Origin of the sequence: Rubripirellula obstinata (assembly GCF_001642955.1) — a bacterium.
GTDB lineage: Bacteria > Planctomycetota > Planctomycetia > Pirellulales > Pirellulaceae > Rubripirellula > Rubripirellula obstinata.
In genome coordinates this window covers 11726-30708 of record NZ_LWSK01000067.1, presented here as the reverse complement: position 1 = coordinate 30708, position 18983 = coordinate 11726, and the positions used below count along the sequence as shown (strand labels likewise).

The 18983-nt window shown below is 53.8% G+C and carries 10 protein-coding genes; 3 read left to right on the top strand and 7 right to left on the bottom strand.

The genetic code is table 11. The annotated features are described in order from the left end of the window. Nucleotides 1-455 precede the first annotated feature (455 nt). Nucleotides 456-4898 carry a reprolysin-like metallopeptidase gene (locus RC85_RS16275; protein ID WP_084422743.1) on the top strand — a complete coding sequence of 1481 codons (4443 nt, stop codon included), beginning with the start codon at nucleotides 456-458 and terminating at the stop codon, nucleotides 4896-4898. A gap of 455 nt (nucleotides 4899-5353) precedes the next feature. On the opposite strand, the gene RC85_RS16270 is transcribed toward RC85_RS16275, so the two are convergent. Next, complete coding sequence (locus RC85_RS16270) at nucleotides 5354-5905, bottom strand: rhomboid family intramembrane serine protease (protein WP_068264723.1); 552 nt, start codon at nucleotides 5903-5905, stop codon at nucleotides 5354-5356. A 150-nt stretch (nucleotides 5906-6055) separates the two neighbouring features. Beyond that, nucleotides 6056-7147: a prephenate dehydratase gene (gene pheA, locus RC85_RS16265; protein ID WP_068264732.1), complete on the bottom strand. Its 1092-nt coding sequence runs from the start codon at nucleotides 7145-7147 to the stop codon at nucleotides 6056-6058. Nucleotides 7148-7570: 423 nt separating this feature from the next. Between pheA and dnaK the strand changes: the two genes are divergently transcribed. Then, nucleotides 7571-9508 (top strand): molecular chaperone DnaK, encoded by a 1938-nt coding sequence (gene dnaK / locus RC85_RS16260; RefSeq protein ID WP_068264721.1) that lies wholly within the window; start codon nucleotides 7571-7573, stop codon nucleotides 9506-9508. A 347-nt stretch (nucleotides 9509-9855) separates the two neighbouring features. Then, entirely contained in the window at nucleotides 9856-12513 is a 2658-nt protein-coding gene (gene clpB / locus RC85_RS16255) for an ATP-dependent chaperone ClpB (protein WP_068264719.1), read from the top strand. Between the two features lie 25 nt (nucleotides 12514-12538). On the opposite strand, the gene RC85_RS16250 is transcribed toward clpB, so the two are convergent. The 5 genes from RC85_RS16250 to RC85_RS16230 are packed head-to-tail and all read right to left on the bottom strand — an operon-like array spanning nucleotide 12539 to nucleotide 18855. Then, nucleotides 12539-13945, bottom strand: coding sequence for a SpoIIE family protein phosphatase (locus RC85_RS16250; protein ID WP_068264717.1), 1407 nt, complete (start codon nucleotides 13943-13945; stop codon nucleotides 12539-12541). Beyond that, the gene (locus RC85_RS16245; protein ID WP_068264716.1) at nucleotides 13942-15087 is read right to left on the bottom strand and encodes a protein-glutamate methylesterase/protein-glutamine glutaminase; all 1146 of its coding nucleotides are present in this window, start codon (nucleotides 15085-15087) and stop codon (nucleotides 13942-13944) included. The genes RC85_RS16250 and RC85_RS16245 overlap by 4 nt, the downstream gene beginning before the upstream one ends. Further along, nucleotides 15084-15602 carry a chemotaxis protein CheD gene (locus RC85_RS16240; RefSeq protein ID WP_149753023.1) on the bottom strand — a complete coding sequence of 173 codons (519 nt, stop codon included), beginning with the start codon at nucleotides 15600-15602 and terminating at the stop codon, nucleotides 15084-15086. Before RC85_RS16240 ends, RC85_RS16245 begins: the two co-directional genes overlap by 4 nt. Beyond that, nucleotides 15599-18019, bottom strand: a complete 2421-nt coding sequence (locus RC85_RS16235; RefSeq protein ID WP_084422742.1) for a chemotaxis protein CheA — start codon at nucleotides 18017-18019, stop codon at nucleotides 15599-15601. Before RC85_RS16235 ends, RC85_RS16240 begins: the two co-directional genes overlap by 4 nt. Then, nucleotides 18016-18855 carry a CheR family methyltransferase gene (locus tag RC85_RS16230; RefSeq protein WP_068264713.1) on the bottom strand — a complete coding sequence of 280 codons (840 nt, stop codon included), beginning with the start codon at nucleotides 18853-18855 and terminating at the stop codon, nucleotides 18016-18018. Before RC85_RS16230 ends, RC85_RS16235 begins: the two co-directional genes overlap by 4 nt. Nucleotides 18856-18983: the final 128 nt, after the last annotated feature.

Sequence of the window (18983 nt, the reverse complement as noted above, 5' to 3'; positions counted from 1 at the left end):
AGCGAGCCATAGCGAGTTACGGCGTTGCGCACATTGCCGTAACTCGCTATGGCTCGCTACGGCCTACATGCTGGCGAATAGGGAAATGTGCCGTTGCCACTACGCTTCACATCGCTGCAGTATGTGTTGCCTGCCATGGTGCAGCTTGCCCAATTTGCTGCGTTGCAATGATTTCCATCAGGCCAGGGACCGGCCCTTGGTTTTTAACGGTGGATTGAAGAAATCCAAAGGCTCTTGCAAACGATTCGAATCGTCTTCTTCCTGCTCAGGATTCCAAAAACAAGTCAATGGAACCCCCTTGCCGGGTAGGCCGATCGGTTGCGGCACCGATTAATCAGTTTACCGAGTGATTTTGCAGCGGAAACGACGCCACCTGTTGTGATTTGTCGTTAGCATTGCTTGAAGTGAATTGATCAAAATTTGCGGACTCTTTCAGACAGGAAGCATCGTTCATCATGTTAGGTATCTACTCTCGCAAGACGTCACGGAACCAAAAGCCTCGGCGCAGGCGACCGCGAAACGGTGTTCCGACGCGACGCAGGATGATGGCCGAACGGCTTGAAAATCGTTTGGTGTTGTCCGCTACGATCGGCAACAACCTGTCCGTTGGAAGTGAGCTGCAAAATTATCGATTGGCGATCAGTGCGACGGCCGAGTACACCAGCTTTTTCGGTGGGCAAGCTGCGGCGCTCGCGGCGATTGAGTCGGTGGTTGACGAGGTCAACGAAATCTTTGAAGAAGAACTTTCGATTTCGTTCCAGTTAGTTTCTGGAACGAATACGATCTTCACAAACTCCAGCACCGATGGATTCGATAACGGCAATACCAGTCAAATGCTCGCGGAAAACACCGGGATCCTGAATGGGATTTTGGGCAGCAACAGTTACGACATTGGTCACGCCTTTGGAACTTTTCCAAGTGGCGGATCTGGACTAGCAGGCTTGGGTGTCGTTGGAGGGTCGTTCAAAGGTGCTGGCGTTAGCACCAGCGCTGACCCACGAGGATTCGACTGGGTAAATTTGGTTGCTCATGAATTTGCACATCAGTTTGGTGCAGAGCATACCTTTAATGCAGACGCGTTCGGTGCGGCGATCGGCAATCGAGAGGCAGACACTGCCTATGAACCTGGCAGTGGCACAACTCTGATGAGTTACGCTGGAATCTCTGCCGACGCAAACGGAAGCGATGACTTGCAACCGAGGACCGATCGATATCTGCACGCATCAAGTTTTGAAGCCATCCAAGAACACATTGCGGCAAACGCACCACCAAACTCGATCACCGCGACAGGCAATACTCCGCCAACCATCGTTGCGGGATCCGACTTTACGATTCCGGCTGGGACGCCTTTTGAACTTACAGCAACTGGATTCGATGCCGACGTTGGCGATACGCTGACGTACACGTGGGAACAATTGGATCTCGGCCCATCGATGAGTCTGCCCATTTCTGACAATGGAAGCAGCCCGTTGTTTCGTTCGTTTTCGCCGTCAACTCAATCCAATCGGGTTTTTCCGCAGCTAAGCGACCTGGTCAGCGGTACTGACACTGCGCCGATTGGCGAAGTCCTGCCCACGACCACTCGTCCGCTTAATTTTCGCGCGACTGTACGCGACGGAAATAACGGCGTGAACTCGGACGACGTGTTGGTTTCAGTCGTCGACACGGGGACTCCGTTTGCGATTACGACGCCCAATACAGCGGTCAATTGGACCGGTGGATCGACACAAACGATCACCTGGGCCGTTGCCGGAACCAACGCAAACGGAATCAATGCTGCGAATGTCGCGATCGACTTATCGCTTGACGGTGGCCTGACCTATCCGCTGGAACTGATCGCTTCGACGGCCAACGATGGCAGTCATCTATTGACGGTGCCCAATATCGATGCGGCCGATGCTCGGTTGCGAATCCGCGGAATCGGTAATGTGTTCTTCGATATTTCGGACGCTGATTTTTCAATTACGTCTGCCCCAAACGCCGCTGGTGTCACCATCATCGAAACGGGCGGGACAACAGTGGTAAACGAAGACGGTGTGCTGGGCGGAAACGATGTTGATCAGTATTCGATTGCCTTGAATACAACGCCAACCAGTTCGCTGGATGTCACGATTGATGCGGATGCACAAACCGAAATCAGTACTGACGGAATCACCTTCGCAACCAGCGTCACGCTTGCGATGGCAAACACGGAAACGCAAACCATCTTTGTACGTGGTTTTGACGACACAATCGAAGAGGGGGTTCACGCTGGAACGATCACTCACTCGATCACTGCCAGTTCTGATCCGGCCTACCCAACAACGACTTTAATCAATCCGGTGTCGGTTCAAATAGCTGACGACGAACTGCAACCACTGATCGGCGTTGATTTTGACACGTTCAGCGGTGATAGCCCAACAAACTGGACCCGTTCTACGGGGTTCTTTAGCGACTCGTTGTCCAGCCTGATTCGTGAAGATGGAATTCAGACTAGCGTTGGGCTAACACTCGATAATTTTGACAGTGTTGGACTCAATCCAAGTGAGCCCAGCGTGGTTCCATCGCGATCACCGCGGCTTGAGGGCATCGACGGTGTAAGATCGGCGGATCGATTGATTCAATTGACTTGGAATGGATTGACACCGGGCACCGATTACAACCTCTACTTTTTGACCTCTGAAAGCTTCGCTCAAAACGCGGTTCAGGAGATTGTGATCACGGGTGGCACCGGCGACCCGTTGCCGTTTTCGCAAGACACCACGCCAATTGGCAATGGCTTGCTAGTCAATGATGGGATCTCGAGACCAGATCGATCACTGGAATCCGACGCGGTGGTTGCCCAAGCCGATGCCAACGGGGTCATTTCAGTTTCGGTGACTAAGACGGGTGGTAGGTTAATCGATAGTGCATATTTGTCGGCGGTAGCGATTCAAGAAATTGCCGAAGGCACCCGTGGTTTCAATGTCGTTCAGTCGGGTGATTCGACAATCGTCAGTGAAGTCGGGACGCAGGACACATTAAACGTCTCTTTGAAATCACAACCAACCGGAACGGTGGTCATCAATCTTGCAGGCAGTGATGCGACCGAAGCGACTATTTCCCCAACGACGCTAACCTTCAACGAAACGAATTGGAACGTTGACCAACTTGTGGCTGTATCCGCAGTTGATGATTCAGAGATTGACGGAGGCGTGGGATCAACCGTGACGCTTTCCATTGACGCGTCTGGGACGACCGATGACAGTTACGATCAAGTGGATACGCGAGTCGTTCGTGTTGTCACGCAAGATAACGACGTCGGTTCGCTGGTGGGCGTCGACTTTGAAAGCCCCAATGGTATCGACAGCACGCCAACAAACTGGACGACGATCACAAACACCTTTAGCAGTAACGATACCAATTTGATCAACGAATTGGGAATCGCTACCGCCATTGACCTCGCCACTTCGATTGTCGGCGGTGGCTCCACTTCCGACTCGAGTGCTCCAGCGAATCTGCCTGATCATTCTCCATCGCTCGCTGGGCTTGATGGGAACCGATTTGCCAGCTCGTCGATCAATTTGACGTGGTCCGATTTGACTCCTGGAACGGATTACAACGTTTGGTTGTTTGCCGCACGGCAAGTTAGCAATCAGGGTGACCATACGGTAACGATCACTGGCATTACCAATCCAGCACCCTTCGTCATGGGCGTTGAAGCGGCAGGATTTGGCGTATTGATGGTCAACGGCAACGTGGCCGATCCCGCTAATAATCTGCAGGCCGATGCGATCACTGCGACCGCCGATGCGAATGGCGAAATTGTAATCTCGGTTACCAACACAAGTGGCGAGGATCTTATCGGACTCAGCGGCGCTGCAATTCAAGAACTTGGCAGCAGCATTGATGCGTTTGATTTTGGCGACGCGCCGACTGCGTCTCTTGCCGCACAGCAAACCGGCGAAACTTCGTTCGCATCTGACTACCCGGTTTCCCTGGCCGACAACGGTGCAAGACACATTCCGGTTGGTCCAACGCTCGGGCAACAGCGTGATTCGGAAGCCGATGGAATCGCGTCCGCACTCGCCGATGAAGATGACAACACTGGCGTCAACGACGAAGACGGTGTCATGTTTGGTGACATTGTTGCCGGTGCCAATGCGGGCATCAATATCGAACTGCAGAACGCTGGCGATGCAAGAGTCGATGCTTGGATCGATTTCAACAAGGATGGCGTTTGGGACTTGAGCGAGAAAATTCTGGATGGCGTGGCAGTCAATTCAGGGCTGCAAACACTCAACTACACGGTTCCCTCCGGTGCAGACAGCGGTGTTACGTTCGCTCGAGTTCGAGTCAGCACGGTTGGTAATCTGTTGCCGACTGGTGCAGCACTGGACGGAGAAGTCGAGGACTACGCCGTCACGATTGCATCGATCTCATCGGCCAGGATCGACAATGTTACGGGTACCCGTTCTGAAATTTCTTCGATTGAAGTTGTCTTCGATTCAGACGTCAATGCGGTTCCCGGTGACTTTGTGTTGATCAACACCGATAACGATCAGAGGATTAGTGGAATCATGGTGTCCAACGACGGCAGCGGTGTTTCGACGTTGACCTTTGAACCTGGTCCGGGTGTCATCAGCGGCAACAATCCGGCAGTTCCGCCAACCTTGGACAACGGTAATTACGAACTGCGTTTCCGCCCGACGGTCCAAGACGGCAGTGACGACCCGATTGTGATTGACCAGTTTTTCCGTAAGTACGGTGAAACCGATGCGACATCCGAATCGGTCGGCCTGACCGACTTTGCCGCGTTCCGAGGAGCTTTCGGCGGTGAAGTTGGCGGCGATAACTACCGCAGCGACTTGGACGCGAATCGAGACGGCATCATCGGCCTAACCGACTTCGCCGCCTTCCGAAGCGGATTCGGAACGTAGGAACGTAACAATAATGTAGGCCGGAACAAGCTTAGGAACGAGCGGGGAATAGGTGTCGCCTTTCGCAGTTCCTTTCTCAGGGGACGTCGTATCAATTACTGAGCAATAGGCCCGGAGGGCCGGAAGCTCCCTGCCGGGGATGTAAATCCCCGGATGGCAGCGTTCTATCTCACCAATTCTCTGGCTCGGTTTCGCGGCGTAGCCGCGAAACCGAGCCAGAGAATTGGTTACGGAGAATTGATGTGGGGCAGCCATCCGGGTGCTCGCGCACCCGGCAGGGAGCTGCAGGCCCTCCGGGCCTAACGCGAAGTAACTGATGCGACGTCCCGAGCGAAAGGCGACTCTAAAAAGTCGCATGTTCCTTAGCGCAGTTCCGGCAGTTGCATTGATCAGTTTTGGATTGCCGGAACTGCGCAAGACTTGTTCCGGCCTATGACGATGTTCAATCAAGCACGCTAAAAGAACGCTGTTGCTTTTTGGGTCGTAAAAATTCCGACCGCCAATCCGGCAACTGCTCCGCACAGGTGGCCGTCCCAGGAAACCTGGCTGCCGAATGACGGGACGACGCCCCAGATCAGTGTTGTCCCGAATAAAAAGATCACCAGAATCGCGATGCCGAGCGAAGCGAGTTTGCGTTCGCGAATCCCGACCGTGATTAGAAATGTGCAGAGCCCGAACACCAAACCGCTGGCACCGACGTGATTCGCACTTCGGCCGACGACCCAAAGTAAGCAGCCTGAGATTAGGATGATCGCCACGATAACCATCCACGCGCGGTGACGCGATGCAATGGTCAGCGACATTAAAATCGCAAGCGGAATCGTGTTGCCGATCAAATGGCCCAAACCGCCGTGCAGAAACGGTGCCGTCACGATGCCCAACAAACCGCGCAGGCTGCGCGGCAACAAACCAAGGTGAGTCAGGTCAGCGGGGATCGCCAGATCGACGAAATAGACTAACCACATCGCCAGCAGGAACGTGAACACGGGATAGGTTTGTTTCGGCATAAGGCAACCGGAGGAAAATGAGCTACCGTCAATGAGTGTGAAAGGCTAAGAGCGGACAGTAAGGCCCAGCGGGCCGGCAGCTCGTTGCCGGGTGCGTAGCACCCGGTTGATTCGTCAGGTCGCCTCCTCCGCCCCCAGTTGTATCAAACGCTACGGCACACTGGCGCGTGGATACGAACCGAGAATCGATTGCCGCTGCGTCAGTTTTGAAAGTGCGTCCAATGCCGATGCCACTGAATCGTCATCGCGGTGTCCGGTCAGTTCGACAAAGAAGAAGTATTCGTTGGGTGCATCGATCGCGGGGAAAGATTCAATCCAGGTCAAATTCAAACCAGCATCCTTGAACACCATCATTGCGTCGGCCAGCGCGCCGGGTTCGTGATTGATTTGAAACAGAACCGCTGTCTTGTCGTTGCCGGTCGCCTGCATCATCGTTGGTCCCAGCACTGCGAACCGTGTCACGTTGTTGGGATTGTCTTCGATGCCTGCTTGGATCACGTCGAGTTCGTATTCGCGTCCGGCTTCGATGCTTGCCACTGCGGCAACGCCGGGCGTATTTGCCGACGCAATCGCTGCCGCGGTCGTGCTGCTGACTTCGACCAGCTTTGCCGAGGGCAGATTTCTTGCCAGCCAACCACGGCACTGAGAAAGCGCTTGCGGTTTGCTTTGCACTTCGGTGATTTCAGTTCGTGGTGTTCGCGAAAGCAGATTGTGATGAATCGGCAACACGACTTCGCCACAGATTTTGACTTCGCGGCGAACAAAAATTCCTAGCGTATCAACGACGCGACCATCGGTGCTGTTTTCGATCGGCACGATTCCGGTATTCGCCTCGCCCTTTTCGATCGAATCGAACACGGACTCAATCGTCGCCACCGGCACCAACTCGATCGCGTCGCCGAAAAACTTGATCGCTGCTAGATGACTGTAGCTGTGCTTCGGGCCAAGGTAGGCGGCACGCAGCGGTCGGATCGACGCCAGGCAAACGCTGGAAACGTGTTTTAATAATGCGATCTTGTTGGCCGCGCTGATGCCGGATGTCTCGGCGGTGTCGGCTAGATTTGCGACCAGTGTTTCGATGCGGCCGGCTGCGTCGGCGACTTGGCCGACACGACTTTGCGTTGAACCGGAAACGAGGCGTTCGACCAACGGCCGGCGGTGGGCAAGCAGGGCCAGTAACTGACGATCGACCTCGTCAATTTCGCTGGTCAATTGCTCCGCAACGTCGGTGGATTCGCTCATGATCGATTCTTCGTGATAAACGTTACGATTGGGAAGATGCACGTCTGAGATCTGTCAAAATGACACGCCGCCGTTTGAACGCCAAGAGCCCCAAAAACGGCGACTGCCAAAAATACAAGCAATTGCGGGCAATAAGTGCCCCGAAGCAGCCAAATACCGGGCCATCAGGCGTGCGGCCCATTGTTTCACTGATAAAAAATACTGCAAGTGGCACGGCCTTTGCGTTTCCTGTCCCCCGATGCCGCTGGGCCTGACGAAATGGACCACCGGCGGCACCGTCGTCTCAGGCAAGTCCGGGTCGGCATTGCACTGAAAATGAATTACTGACGAACGAATAGTTACTGACGAACAACGAATTTACTGGACTCAAAAAGCGCCTCACTGGGCGACGATTGACGGTTTCACAGCGAAGGAGAAACGCAGATGGCTCAAGGCGAAAAAATCATCGGGATTGACCTCGGTACGACCAACAGTGTCGTGGCCGTGATGGAAGGTAGCGAACCCAAAGTCATTCCCAACCCCGAAGGCAACCGATTGACGCCCAGCGTCGTTGCTTTCACCGACAAGAACGAAACGATCGTGGGCGAACCCGCGCGTCGGCAAGCGGTCACCAACCCAAAACGCACCGTGTACTCGGCAAAGCGTTTCATGGGTCGGCGACATTCGGAAGTTGAATCCGAAGAAAAGATGGTGCCTTACGGCGTCGTTGGTGATGCTGATGAGTACGTTAAAATTGGTGTCGGCGACGAAACTTACACGCCGCAAGAAATCTCGGCCAAGGTTCTTCGTAAGCTGAAAGAATCCGCCGAGTCGTACTTGGGCCACAAGGTCAACAAGGCTGTCATCACGGTACCGGCGTACTTCAACGACGCTCAACGACAAGCGACCAAGGACGCTGGTCAGATCGCGGGTCTGGAAGTCGCGCGAATCATCAACGAACCGACGGCTGCTGCTTTGGCGTATGGTCTGGACAAGAGCAAAGACGAAAAGATTGCAGTCTTTGACTTGGGTGGTGGTACGTTCGACGTTTCAATCCTGGAAGTCGCCGACGCAGGCGATGACGATCAGGAAAGTCGCGTCTTCCAGGTCATCAGCACTTCGGGTGACGGACACCTCGGTGGTGACGACTTTGACGAAGCGTTGATTCACTACGTCGCCGATGAGTTCAAGAAAGAAAGCGGTATCGATCTTCGCAACGATCCAATGGCTTTGCAGCGTTTGCAAGAAGCTTGCGAAAAAGCGAAGAAGGAACTCAGTACGCTTCCTGAAACCGACATCAACCTGCCTTTCATCACGATGGACGCTTCGGGACCGAAGCACTTGACGATGAAGGTCAGTCGCAGCAAGTTCGAGGAATTGATCGACGCATTGGTCGAACGATGCCGTGGACCTGTGATGCAGGCGATGAAGGATGCCGGGATGAGTGCCAATGAGATCGACGAGATCGTTTTGGTGGGCGGTAGTACTCGCGTTCCCAAAGTTCGCGAACTCGTCAAAACCATCTTCGGCAAAGAACCTCACCAGGGCGTTAACCCGGACGAAGTCGTTGCCGTGGGTGCCGCGATCCAGGGCAGTGTTTTGGCTGGCGATCGTACAGACGTTTTGTTGTTGGATGTTTCGCCATTGACCTTGGGTATCGAAACCGAAGGCGGCGTGATGACGGCATTGGTCGAACGCAACACGACGATCCCTGTTGAAAAGAAAAACGTGTTCAGCACGGCGGCCGACGGTCAAACCGCGGTTACCGTTCGAGTGTTCCAAGGGGAACGCAAGATGGCGGCCAGCAACCGTTTGTTGGGCGAATTCAATCTGGAAGGCATTCCATCGCAACCGCGCGGCGTGCCGCAGATCGAAGTCAAGTTTGACATCGACCAAAACGGAATTTTGGCGGTATCGGCCAAGGAGCTAAAGACTGGTAAAGAAGCATCGGTTCAGATCAAGGAAGCGGGCGCATTGAGCGAAGACGAGATCGAACAAATGCAGAAAGATGCCGAAGCCAACGCGGACGAGGATCGTAAGCAGTTTGAGTTGGTCGAAGCGAAGAACAAGGCCAGTCAGCAGGTCTATCAGCTTGAAAAACTGATGACTGAGAATGATGACAAGCTGTCCGACGACGATAAAGCACCGATGAACGCTGCGATCGATAAGGTCAAGACAGCGTCCGAAGGTGAAGACGTTGCCGCGATCAAGCAAGCGACCGAGGAACTTGATGCTGCGTCACAAGCATTCAGCAAGGTCTTGTACGAAAAGACCGAAGCCGAAGGCGGCAAAGATGCTGCCGCAGGTGAACCAGCAGCAGCATCCGCGGCTGCCGACAACGATGACGACGCAATCGACGCCGACTTCGAAGTCAAAGACTAACGCTGTCCGAAAGCGATAAACGGATAAGGGGCGAGCGCGAAAGTGCTCGCCCCTTTTTTTGTGGAATGACGTAAGCGGCCTACTTAGGAATTATCACGAAACAACTTCCCGGTTTGTTCTCACCAAAACAGGGTGCTGGATTGTTATACCGCCTCGGCATCGCCCAATGCGTATTTACTTTAGATCGTTCGCTCTAACTGTAGGCCGGAACAAGCGCAGCGCAGTTCCGGCAATTGCATTGTACTACCAATGGATTGCCGGAACTGCGCAAAGCTTGTTCCGGCCTACTTCAAGCAAAACGGCATGCCAATTGCTTTCACTGCTGTTAACAAAGGAGAACACTGCCAATGGTATTTCGATTCGATAAACTGACAACAAAAGCCCAAGCTCTCGTCGCCGAGGCGCAGGCCCGATCTGCATCCGCAGGCAACCCGGAAATTGATCCGCTTCAACTACTGGCTTCGATGCTGGACGAAAAAGACGGCATCACACTGCCACTGCTTTCTAAATTGCATGTGGACGTTGCCAATCTTTCCAAAATGGTCGCCAGCGAAGTGGAACGCTTGCCATCGGTTTCCGGTGGTCGCCAGCCCGGGATCGCTGCAACGCTTCAAAAGACGTTTGACGCGGCCGCCGATTCAGCGGCATCGCTGAAGGATGAATATGTCGCGACCGAGCACTTGTTGTTGGGCATGACCAAGGCGGACAGTAAGGCAAAGAACTTGCTGGATCTGATGAGCGTTACCACTGATGACGTGCTGAAAGCGATGAGCGAAGTGCGCGGATCGGCGCGTGTCACCGATCAAAATGCCGAAGACACGTACCAGGCGCTGGAAAAGTACGGCATCGACTTAACGCTATTGGCAGCCGCCGGAAAGTTGGATCCCGTCATTGGACGAGACAACGAAATTCGCCGGGTTATTCAAGTTCTATCACGGCGGACCAAGAACAATCCCGTTCTGATTGGTCAACCAGGCGTTGGTAAAACTGCCATCGCTGAAGGGCTGGCGCTGCGCATTTTTGAAGGCGACGTGCCGCAAAGCCTGAAAGACAAACGCGTCGTGTCGTTGGACATGGGAGCGTTGGTTGCGGGTGCCAAATTCCGCGGTGATTTTGAAGAACGCTTGAAGTCTGTTTTGCGAGAAGTCAAAGACAGCGACGGTCAAGTCGTGCTGTTCATCGACGAACTGCACTTGGTCGTGGGGGCCGGAAAAGCCGAAGGGTCCGCGGACGCAGCGAACTTGTTGAAGCCTGAATTGGCTCGCGGTGCGCTGCGTTGCATCGGAGCAACGACGCTGGACGAGTATCGTCAGCACATTGAAAAAGATGCGGCACTGGAACGACGTTTTCAACCCGTCTTTGTTGGCGAACCCACCGTCGATGACACCATTGCGATTTTGCGTGGATTGAAATCTCGTTATGAATCGCATCACGGCGTTCGCATCACTGACAATGCGTTGGTCGCGGCTGCCAATTTGTCGAACCGTTACATCGCCGATCGTTTCTTGCCGGACAAAGCGATCGATCTGATCGACGAAGCGGCCAGCCGTTTGGCGATGGAGAAGGAAAGTGTTCCTGAGCCCATCGATCGTATTCAACGACGTTTGCGACAGCTCGAATTAGCTCATCGACAGCTTGTCGATGAAACGGAATCTTCGGCCGTCGAAAAACGTGGCGATGTTGAATCCGAAATGCAGGAGTTGACCCACGAACTGGCCAGCCTGCGCGAACAGTGGGAAGCGGAAAAGATCGGCCTGGACGACGTGCAATCGATCCGTCAAGAAGTCGAACAGTACGAGCATCGTTTTGCCAAGCTTGATACCGAGGCAAAAGAGAAGCAACTGCGCGGTGAGAGTCCTGAAGAGGTCTACCGCGAAATGTTGACCGTTCGTGAAACGCTGGCCAAATTACAGTCGCGACTCGACGCGGTCGAACAAGCGGCCGACGCAGACACTAACGCAGACTCTGACGCTGAAACTGATCAGCCGCAGGGCCGGCGGTTGCTGCGCCGTGACGTGACCGATGAAGAGATTGCCGAGGTGGTCAGCGTTTGGACCGGTGTTCCCGTCACTCGAATGCTGGAAACCGAGCGGGCGAAGTTGTTGGTGATGGAGGAACGTTTGCACCAACGAGTGATCGGGCAAAACGAAGCTGTTGTTGCAGTTTCCGATGCCGTCCGCCGCAGCCGTAGCGGTTTGCAGGATGCCGGTCGGCCGATCGGTTCGTTCCTGTTTCTCGGTCCAACGGGTGTCGGTAAAACCGAGCTTTGCAAAGCGCTCGCACAAGTGATGTTTGACGATGAATCAGCGATGGTTCGGATCGACATGAGTGAATTCATGGAACGGCATAGCGTGTCGCGTCTAATCGGAGCACCGCCCGGATACGTCGGTTACGAAGAAGGCGGAAAGCTAACCGAAGCCGTTCGCCGTCGTCCGTACTGCGTGTTGTTGTTGGATGAAATGGAAAAGGCGCATCCGGATGTTTTCAACATTCTGTTGCAACTGCTCGATGATGGTCGGCTGACCGATGGTCATGGTCGTACCGTTGACTTTACCAACACCGTCGTCGTCATGACCAGCAACGCGGGCAGTCCCGTGATCAGCCGAATTGCCGAGGAAGGCGGCAGCGATGAAGAGATGCAACAATCGGTGCAAGAAATTTTGAAGACCAAGTTCTTACCAGAGTTCTTAAACCGAATCGACGACATCGTCATTTTTCATCCGCTCAAAAAAGATGAAATCAGACGCATCGTCGGATTGCAGCTTCAGCATTTGGAAAGCCGTCTAACGGCAAACGGATTGAACCTAGAAGTCACCGACGCAGCGATCGACGAAGTAGCCGCAGTCGGATACGACCCAGCCTACGGAGCACGCCCGCTAAAACGAGTGATCCAACGCGAGATCCAAAATCCACTGGCAACATCGCTGCTAAAGAACGACTACCCCGAAGGCTCGACAGTCACAGTCGATTTCAACGGCACCGATTTCGTCTTTGGCGAGAGCTAGCCCGTAGAACGAGATTTATTCCGTTTCACGGTTTTAGGTCGACGCCTAGGATTGAAATGTCGTCGCGGGGGCCGTTGATTCGGCACCAGTGTTTGATTTCGGTGCAGATGGTTTCGACGCTGTTGCCGATTGATTCGGATCGGCAGCGTTGCATTAGTTGTAGCATGCGGTCGTTGTCGTATTCTTCCAGGTCGGCGTCGAGTGCTTCAGGGATGCCGTCGCTGTACAGGTACAGGCGGTCGCCGGGGGACAATTGCACGACGGTTTCGTCGTACACGATGTCTTCCATCCAACCGATCGCGAACCCTTCGGCATGCAACAATTTTGGCGGCGCGTCTTTGGGAAGATGCACCATTGCTTCGTGCCCGGCGGATGCGTAGCGTAGCTGCAAGGTTTTCAGGTTCAGCACTGCGTAGACCATCGTGAAATACAGATGGCCTTGGTCTTCCATGGGAAACCGACGATTCAATTCCGCTGCCACTTGGGCGGGCGGTGTGATGACGACTTCGCCGCCTGGGCCAACGCTGGTCAACAAAGACGATGATCCGACGTCGGGTGACATCACGCGGCCGACGGTCACCGACAACAACGATGATGCGACACCGTGACCGCTGACATCGACGACAAAAAGGGCGACATGGTCTTCGTCAAGCCGAAAGTAGTTCAAGAAGTCGCCGGCCAATTCATCGCAGGGCAGATACTTCCAAGCAAAGTCCGCTCGATCGGTTTCAACGGTTTTCGATGGCAGCAATGATTGTTGGATTTTGGCTGCCGCGTCCAGGTCGCGTGTCATCCGGCCGTTCATGTCTTCGAGCGAACGATTTGACTTGGCGAGTGTTTCCTTTGCGATGGTCAGGTCTTCGTTGTATCGCAGCAGTTCTTGGTTTTTCTCGACTGCATTTTCAAAGGTGGACACCAGCAAGTTCAAGACCTGTTGGCGGCCTGATCGCACTTTGTAGACCGTTCCGACCAGTGTGACTTCCAGTTCCAGGATATCTTCTTCGCGTTCTTCGATTGAAGTGTGTAGCAGCGAATCCATGCGGCTGATCAAGTAAGCCGGACGGTAGGGTTTGGTGACGTAGTTGTCGGCTCCGCAGTCCAAGCCTTTGATAATGTCTTCTGGTTCCGAAAGCGTCGAAAGCAGAATCAGCGGAACGCTGCGGAGTTCTGGGTCGGACTTAATGGCTCGGCACAGTTCATGGCCCGTCATGTGTGGCATCTCGATGTCTGACACGATAATGTCAGGTCGTTTTTCTTTGGCAAGATCGAATGCTTTTTGGCCATCACGACCAACACGAACCGTGTAGCCAGATTTGATCAAGCGATCTTCTAAGATCTTGGCCTGCAAACGATTATCTTCGGCAATTAAAACATCGATCCCGTTGCCGATCGGTGTTGCAGAGGGTTTCTCTGGAGTCGCCGGAGCATTCATAGTTGATTCTCCTGTTCGCTTTTTCGGGTGCCACCGGTTTTGGTTGAGCGATTTGCCGCCTGACGCCGGTACACGTGGCGGGTGACCGCGGCGGCGATCTTGCCGAGCGGAAGTTCGCGATCGGATAAGCCTGCATCGACGACGGATTTCGGCATCCCGTACACCGCACTTGATTCGGCGTCTTGTGTGTAAACGGTTCCGCCGCAGTCCTTCAATCGTTGGCAGCCCAGCATTCCGTCTTTGCCCATGCCGGTCATGATGACCGCCAAGGCTTGTCCGTCGGTGACATCAACGGCACTGCGGAGCGTGTAATCGACGGCGGGGCGACAACTATTTTCCGGCGGATCGTCAGTTAGATGACCTGTGATCGCGCCGGCGGTCGAAGTGAACTGCAAATGCTTTCCGCCGGGAGCGATGTAGATCGTGCCGGGCAGGATTGCTTGCCGCTCGGCGACTTCGACGACGGGCAAGTTGCATTCTTCGTTCATTCGCCGAGCCATCATGCCGGTGTAGTCGGGCGGCATGTGCTGCACGACCACAATCGGCACGGGAAAGTCCGCGTCGAAACGTGGCAAAACAAATCGAAGCGCTTTGGGGCCACCGGTGGAAGTTCCAATCACCACCATGCGGCATGGTTGGTCTGCATCGTTCCCTCCACCAGACGATGGTTGGGCGATTGAGGACCGTGCAATCTTTTTCAAAACGCCAGCAGTGCTTTGATGGGAACGGAACGCGTCGAACTTCTCGGCCAAAGCCACCTGCAAAATTGCTCGGGTCTCGAACAGACCGCCTGACGGTTTAGCGATGAAGTCGAAGGCACCTTCATACAACGCGTCCAACGTTACCTTCGCACCAGCTTCCGTCAGCGAACTGACCATGATCGCACGAGCCGATAAACGCAGTCGATTCATTTCGCGTAGCGTTTCAATGCCATTCATGATCGGCATTTCAACATCCAGCGTTAACAGATCAGGCTTTAGCAACTCGATCTTTTCGATCGCTTCTTGACCATCTTTCGCCGTTCCCACAATCTGGACACCATCGACCTCACGCAGCGCTGCGGTAATCGCTTGACGGTACAACGCCGAATCATCGACGATCAGAATTCGCAAGTCTGGCGGATCAGGTTCAGTTTGGTTCAAGTGTTTAACTCCGTTGGCTTTTCAACTTTTTCGACGAGCATCATGCCCGTGCTGACTTCAAAACGCACGCGTCTGGCGAGCGGTCCGCCGCAGTCGTGACTGACGATCGACAGATTCAATTGCCCAAGCAAACGCTCGGCTGCCTGGACATTCAGTTTACCGACCGTTAACAATCGAGAAGTTTTGAACATGTCAGCACCGCCGGCCAAGTGAACGATCAACTGCGATCGGTTCAGGGTCGAAAACTCTCGCATCAATGCCGGGATCGCCGTGTCGGCGTACTTGCCAGCCGTATCAATTGCTGCGTCTGTGTTGGTTACCAGGTTGGTTGCCGGATTGGTTACTGGAGGGGAACTTGACGAGGCCGGAAGCTGGATATGTGCCAAGGCTGCCTTCTTGGCATTCGGGTCGAACAGAACGACTGCAACGCACGACCCCAGCAACGTGACCAGCGTATCGCCAGATTGTCCGACGCCGATTTCTCCCATCCGAACGGAATGGATTTTTGTATTCAAGTTGGAAGTTTTGCGGTAGGAACGGGACGTGACTTCAAGCTCACTGCCATTTTAAGCATCGCGGCGACGTCTAACATCAGGGCAACACTGCCGTTGCCCAAAATGCTTGCCCCCGCGAGTCCATCGATACTAACAAAATTCTCGGCCAGCGACTTGATCACGACATCCTGGCTGCCGATAGCGCGATCAAGTTCCAGTCCCATCGTTCGGCCACCTGAATGCAAAATCACCACTTCGGTTGGGCCGTTTGATTTACCCGGCGGTATGGTCGGTTGGTTCCAATCGAAAAGTTCATCGACGGAAATCAGCGGCAGGTAATCGCCACGAACCTCGAACGTTCGACGTTGGCCAACGGAGATCACGTTACCAGCGTTCACTTGCACAATCTCTCGCACATCGTCTTTTGGAATTGCAAACACGATGCCGCGAATTTCGACCAACAAGCTGCTGATGATTGCCAACGTCAGCGGTAATTTTAAAGTGAATGTCGTGCCGTGTCCCAGTTCGCTTTCGGTCTCGATCGTTCCCGCCAATTCAGCGATCCGCGATTTGACGATGTCCATTCCCACACCGCGACCAGAAACGTCGGTTACCTTTTCAGCCGTGCTGAATCCGGGGTGCCAGATGTACTCGATCGCGTCTTGTCGGCTAAGGCTTGCTGCTGCTTCGACCGACAAAATGTTGCGATCGACCAACCGCTTTCGGATTTTCACGTCATCGATACCACTGCCATCGTCTTCGATGGTGATGTAAACATGGTTGCCGCGATGTTGAGCCGAAAGGGACACGGTGCCTTCGGTTGGCTTGCCAGCCGCTTTGCGAACTTCGGGACTTTCTAATCCATGATCAACCGAATTGCGAACCAGGTGTACCAGCGGATCGCCGAGCGCGTCGATCATTCGCTTATCCAGTTCGGTTTTCTCGCCGTCCAGCACCAGCGTGACCTGTTTATCACGATCAACCGACAGGTCTCTGACGACGCGTTTGAAACGATTGAACAGCGGGCTGACGGGAACCATTCGCGTGCCCAGGACGCCGCGTTGCAGCGAATCGCTGACGCGGGAAAGTTGATCAATCGCCTCATCAAGTCGTCCAAAATTGCGACGACTTTCTTCCATTTGTGCCTGATGCTGACCGAGCAAGTCCAGGCTCGATTCAAGTTCGTGGATCGACGCGTTCCAACTTGAGGATGCACTTGTGTTTTCAGACTTCATTCGTTCAATCGTTCGAGAAAGCGTTTCTCGTAATTGCCGAGTCGTATGAACGCCCGCGGCCTGCCGAATTCCCGTGCTAAGGTCTTCGGTGACCTGAACAAACTGAGCCCGATTGACGACCAATTCACCCGCCAGACTCATCAAGTTGTCCAACCGGTCAATGTCGACTCGCATCGTTTCGCCCTGCTTGGTCGGGCGAATCGGCTTGTCACCTGCCGGCTGACTTTCCGCAGGTTCGGACGGTGGCAATTCGGACTGCATCGTTTCTGGTGGTGCAGTCTCGGTGACCGGCGGTTGTTCCGTCTCTTCATGGGTTGCCACGTCATCGTTTTTCGGTGTTTCGGTTGCCGGAATTTCGGCGGACCGGGTCGTCGCCAGCGGCGGCGAGGATTCGTCACGCGGCAATCGCACGTCTATTTCGACGACTCCATCGATCAATGCAGACTGCAAAACCTGATTGGGTGAAAGTTCAGTAAACAAGATGACATCAAAGACATCCAAATCTTCACAGTCGTCCAACTGATCAAATTCGGGACGCGTCGCCTTGATATCGCCAACGTTGTCCAAGGCGGAAACGACGGCGCGAGCGACAATCTCTTTTAGAGTCACGTTCGGATCGATCGACACTACCACGTGATAGTGGGTTCCAAGATCAACGTCTTGATTCGGCGTGACGACCGGCTCAGGCTCCGGTGTAACCGGCGGTTCCGCTGGGGCCTCAGCAACTTCATCACTTGATTCAGACGTTTCAGCACTCAATTCCTTTTCAGTCTTCTCTTCCAATTCACGCAATTCTTGCAGCAGAATGTCCGGTGTGGCCAATTGCGTGTCGTCGCGAAGTCGATCGTTGCATTCCCGCAAAAAATCGATGCACCGCAGCGTCAAATTCATCGTCACGCGGTCCAGGCTGATGCGTCCGGTTCTCAATCGTTCGAATCGTGTTTCCAGGTGATGGGTCAGAACCGTGATCTGATCGAACCCCATCATCCCGGCCGCACCCTTCATCGAATGCAATAATCGGAACGCAGCGGCTAATGAAGCTTCGTCTTGCGGATCGACCTCCAACACCAACATCGTCTCGACGAGATCATCGAGTTGTTCCTCGGTTTCATCGACGTACATCTGCAAATACTGCGACAGATCATCGCTGTGGAAGCTGTCGTCAGAATCGCCTGGACGATTGGGGGGCGTATCGCTGCTCACGTCTTCTCAATCGGTGGTTTTTGATACAGGAACGTGGAAATTTTCGTCAGCGGATTGTCCAAGCCGTAAATTCCTTCGGATGGACCGATCACTAAGTACCCGCCCGGCACCAGAGTTTCGGCAATGTTGGCAATGACTTTCTGCTTGGACACGTCATCGAAGTAGATCAAAACGTTTCGCAGGAAAATGCAATCCATCGGTGGCTTGCGAAGTCGATCCATTAGGTTGTGTTGGAAGAAGTCAATCTTCTCGGCGAATTCAGGTCGTACTTCGTATTCAGGTTGAAAGCCTTCGATTTCGCGAAAGAATCGTTTGGTTTGCTTATCGTCCAGGCCGTCGATCAAACGTTTTTTAAAACGACCTGATTGGGCAGTTGCAAGTGTGTCGGTGCTGAGATCCGAGGCCAGGATTTCAATGTTCCAACCATCCAAGACGGCTCGTTTTTCGTGCATGCAGAACAGCAGCGTGTAGGGCTCGGCACCGACCGAACATGCTGCCGACCACAACCGCAACGATTTTTGCCGCAAGCCTTTTTTTCCATCGCGGATCGCATCCATCAAGAACGAATCGCTAAACCATTGGAAATGGCTTTCGGTCCGAAAAAACGAAGTCTCGTTCGTGGTGACGACGTCGATCAAGGCTTGCAATTCATCTCTGCGATTGGGCGTGGTTACGATTCGGTAATACTGGTCAACGTCATCCATATCGATCTGTCGCAATCGACGTTGCAATCGGCTGCGCAACAGAGTTTGCTTGCGGTCGTCCAGTCGGATTCCACTGTGCTTGTAAATAAGCGCTTGAAATCGCTTGAACTGTTCTTCCGTGAGCGTGATCAATTCCGGAATTCCTTCGGGATAGTTTTAGGCAGGATACTTTCCGGCCATGTTTACAATGCTTCTTGGTGAACGCCACCGTTTACCTTCACGGCGGCGCGTTCATGCAGTTATTTGATTGTTCCTCAGCA